The organism is uncultured Campylobacter sp. (assembly GCF_938045595.1).
GTDB lineage: Bacteria > Campylobacterota > Campylobacteria > Campylobacterales > Campylobacteraceae > Campylobacter_B.
Genome location: NZ_CALIBB010000297.1, coordinates 1 through 4,075 on the forward strand (window position 1 = coordinate 1; position 4,075 = coordinate 4,075).

3 protein-coding genes are annotated in these 4,075 nt (G+C 52.0%); 2 read left to right on the forward strand and 1 reads right to left on the reverse strand.

Annotation, left to right across the window (positions count from 1 at the left end):
* Nucleotides 1-674 (reverse strand): peroxide stress protein YaaA (gene yaaA / locus Q0340_RS11475; RefSeq protein WP_298083413.1); only part of this gene is annotated, 674 nt, incomplete at its 3' end.
* Between the two features lie 126 nt (nucleotides 675-800).
* Between yaaA and Q0340_RS11480 the strand changes: the two genes are divergently transcribed.
* Nucleotides 801-2,486 carry an anthranilate synthase component I family protein gene (locus Q0340_RS11480; protein WP_298083414.1) on the forward strand — a complete coding sequence of 562 codons (1,686 nt, stop codon included), beginning with the start codon at nucleotides 801-803 and terminating at the stop codon, nucleotides 2,484-2,486.
* A 291-nt stretch (nucleotides 2,487-2,777) separates the two neighbouring features.
* Nucleotides 2,778-4,075: anthranilate phosphoribosyltransferase (gene trpD, locus Q0340_RS11485; protein WP_298083415.1), on the forward strand; the 1,298-nt coding region annotated here is incomplete at its 3' end.

Here is a 4,075-nt window from a genome sequence, read left to right on the forward strand (position 1 = left end):
GAAGCGCCGCCCAAACGCAGCGCAAGCACCTCCGCCTCGCTGCAAGCGCCTGCTAGGGCTATTTCGCGCAACACCTTACCGCGCCAAGCCTTGGCGTAGTGGCTCAGCACCTTGCCGCCTTTGATGAAACTAAAACTCAGATATTCGCGCTTCATCTCATAAAATTTTTCGTAAAATCCCGCGCGCAGATCCACGACGCACTCATCCGCCAGATACCGATCCAGCGCGGCGGAGAAGCTATCTCGATAAAATTTTGCCGCGTCTATGCCGCCGAATCTCTCACCCTGCTTGAGCTTGTAGTTCGGTAGCGCGTCGCAGCCCAGCACGGGGCCGAAAAGGTTTGAAAAAATTATCGTATTTCGCTCCGCAAACTCCTGCGCGCCGGGGCTTAGCGACGCGTAGCCTAGGGCGCGATACGCGGTGCCAGTGTAGCGCAAAAGCGCCTTCGCGCAGCCTTTTTCAAAGATATTTTCGCGCAGAACCGCATCCCATTTTTTCAGCCCGAAAAGCTTGCAAAGCTTCGCCTCGCTTGCTTTATCCACGAAATCCGCGTAGGCGCGCAGCATCTGCAGGCGCTTTTCGTAAAGATCTGCAAAGATGAAATTTTGCTCGCAAATGCGCGCGCCGCTGCTTTGCTCGCTTTTCATCTCGCTTGGGGAAAATAAAATTTTCATACGCTCTCCTTAAAATTTGCTAATTTTACTAAAATTTTGCTTGCATTAAGCCCGCCTAGGCTCGCGCCGCCCGCTCAAATTTAAGCTAAGCAGCGTATAATGGCGCTAAAAATTCCAAGGACGAAAATGCTTTTAGAAGAGCCGCTTTTTTACTACCGCGAAATTTTAAAGACACATCCGCAAAGCTACCTCGCAGAGGACGACGCCCAGGTCATCATCGGCATCGATTGCGATTATTTCGACGGATTTAAGATGAGCTTTGAGGCGCTAAAGCTTAAATTTGATGAGGTAAAAAGAGCAAAAGCGGGCGCGAGCGAGTTTAAAAACGCGAGCTTTGCGGGGCTTTTCGGCGTTTTGAGCTACGACATCGTGCGCGCGTTCGAAAATATCGGCTCGCCAAAACAGGCGCTGTATAACTTCCCGCCGTTTTTTTACGCCGACGCCGCAAACTACCTGCACTACGATAAAATCAGCAAAATTTATGATTTTTACGGCAAAGACGCCCAAATTTACGAAAGCCTGCGCGAGCTTAGTTCTCAAGGCTCGCAGCAAAGCTCCGTCGGAGTAGTAGGCGCGCCGCAGAGTGCCGTAAGAACGGATGCCGCGATAAAAAACGAGGCAAAATCGCAAAACGCGGCGAAACTCGCGCCGCAGAAAAGAGAGCTTAAATTTAAAATTTTAACCGATCTTGGCGCCGAGGAGTCTCATTTTAGCGCGATGGTCGAAGCTGCAAAAGAAAAGATAAAAAGCGGCGACGTGTTTCAGGTCGTGCTGGGCGAAATTTTAGAAGTCGGCACGAATCTGGGCAGTCTGGAGTTTTACGAGCGACTCAAAAAGAACAATCCGAGCCCCTATATGTTTCACTTCCCGACGCCGTACGGCTGCGTCGCGGGCTCCAGCCCCGAGCTCATTATGGAGATCAAAAAGGACGAAATTTTTGTAGCTCCCATCGCGGGCACCCGCAGCAGAGGCGCGAATGCCGAGGCCGACGCGGCGCTTGAGCGCGAGCTTTTAAGCGACGAAAAGGAGCTTGCGGAGCATCGGATGCTGATCGATTTAGCTCGCAACGACATCGGCAAATTCGCCGCGCCAGCCTCGGTGCGGGTGCAAAACGCGATGCGCGTCGTGCGCTACGAAAGCGTGATGCACATCGTAAGCGAGGTTTACGGCAGTAAGCCGCGCGGGGTAAGCGCGTTTGAGGTGCTCGGCACGATCTTTCCTGCGGGCACGCTAAGCGGTAGCCCGAAGATCCGCGCGATGCAGATTATAAACGAGCTGGAGCGCTACGAGCGCGGTATATACGGCGGCGGAATCGGGTTTTGGCGCTTTAGCGGCGACGTGATGCAGGCGATCTTGATTCGCTCGGCGATCTTTGTAAATCGCGGCGGGAAAAATTCCTGCTCAGACGAGGATTTTAAGCGAAATTCCAACTTAAATTTAGGCGCTGCTTGCGGCGAGGAGAAGTCCGAAGCGACGGAGCTTTGCGATTTCGTAGCGCAAAAGGGCGGCGGCGAGGCGCAAAATTTACCGACTCGCGCAAGCAAACGCGACGCTACGTTAAATTTAAAAGCTCGCGCAGGTCGCAGGTCGCTAAATTTAGAAAGCGAGCCGAGCTTTAGCCGCGCGATGCGGTTTGAGGCTGCCAAATTTAACGCGGAGAATTTCGGCTACGAAGGGCTAAACAATCTCGCATTTATCGGAGCGGGCGCGGGTATCGTTTACGACAGCTCGCCAAAGAGCGAATACGCGGAGATCTGCAAAAAGCGCAAAAGCCCGCTTAAGGCGATCGAGGAGCTATGCGAGGAAGTTTAGACGCTTTAAATTTAGCTAGCCAGACGCGCCGCTTTTCGGTGCGAGTTTGATTCGGCCAAATTTAAAGCGTGATCGCTGCGAGAGCGTTAAAATTTACGGCTAGCTTCATTAGGCGCCGCAAAGCCGTGCAACGTCGCGACAGATGTGATAATGCTGCAGCCGTAGGCGGAATTTTAAATTTAGCCCACTAGCGGCGCTAAAGCGGCATCGGATTTGCTCGCCGCAAAGCGGTTAAATCTAAACTATTTAGAATTTTAAAGAGGCGCAAACGCCCTAAAAAAGGATAAAATTTTGATTTTAATGATAGATAATTACGACAGCTTCGTTTTTAATATTTATCAATACATTTTGGAGCTCACGGGTGAGGAGGTGCGCTACTTCCGCAACGACGAGATAACGCTGCAGCAGGTGCGCGAGCTTGCCCCGTCGCACATAATCCTAAGCCCGGGGCCAAATCACCCAAAAGATAGCGGCGTTTGCTTAGAGATTTTGCGCGCGGATTTGGACGTGCCGATTTTAGGCGTATGCTTGGGGCATCAGGCGATCGGATATGCGGCGGGCGCGGAGATAAAGCAGCTGGGGGTGCCGCTGCACGGCAAGAGCTCGGTGATCGAAATTTACGCAGATGGTGTGCTTTTTAGCGGGCTGCCGCGTAAATTTGAAGTTATGCGCTACCACTCGCTTTATGTGGACGAAGCGACGCTGCCGCGCGAGTTTGAAATTTTAGCAAAGAGCGAAAATGACGGCATTATAATGGCGATGAAGCACCGAAGTAAGCCGGTTTTCGGCATTCAATTTCATCCCGAGAGCTTTTTTACTCAATACGGCAAAAAGATCATCGAAAATTTCATCAATTACGGCAAAAAGATAATTTTAAAGGAGAAACTCGTGGTAAATTTCGCCCCGTTTATGTTGAAGCTACAAAAGGGCTTCCCGCTAGATAGCGACGATTACGCCGTCATTTGCAAGGCGCTTTATGAGCAGGATTACGACATCGTGCAGCTTGCGGGGCTGCTCGTGCTGATCAGCGAAAAATCGCTCTACCCAAGCAGCCTTACGGCGCTCGTGCGCAGTATCTTAAAATACTCGATCACCTACGACGATCCGAGTCCGATGTTTGACATCGTGGGCACGGGCGGCGATAGGCTAAAGACGATCAATATCTCTACGACCGTGGCCTTTATCGCGGCAAGCTTCGGCGTGCGCGTCGCCAAGCACGGCAACCGCGCGATTACTAGCAGATCGGGGAGCTCCGATGCTCTGGATGCTTTGGGTGTGCCGCTACTTAGCGATCTTGCGCAGATTAGGGCGCTGCTAGATCGCACGGGGCTGGCGTTTTTTCACGCGCCGTTTTTTCACAAGATCACCGCCGAGGTCAAAGAGGTGCGCAACCGCCTAAAAATCGGCACCGTCTTTAATATAATGGGACCGCTTTTAAATCCAAATTTGAGCCTAAGCAATCAGATCGTAGGCAATTATCTGGAGGAAGTAAACGGGCTCATCGCCGAAACGCTGATGATTTTGGGGCGCAAGCACGCTCTGGTGGTACACGGCATGGACGGCATGGATGAGATCAGCCTGTGCGACGA

Bases quoted from the DNA above. Each gene is read 5' to 3' on its own strand.
- Q0340_RS11480 (WP_298083414.1), top strand. From the start codon at position 801: ATGCTTTTAGAAGAGCCGCTTTTTTACTACCGCGAAATTTTAAAGACA.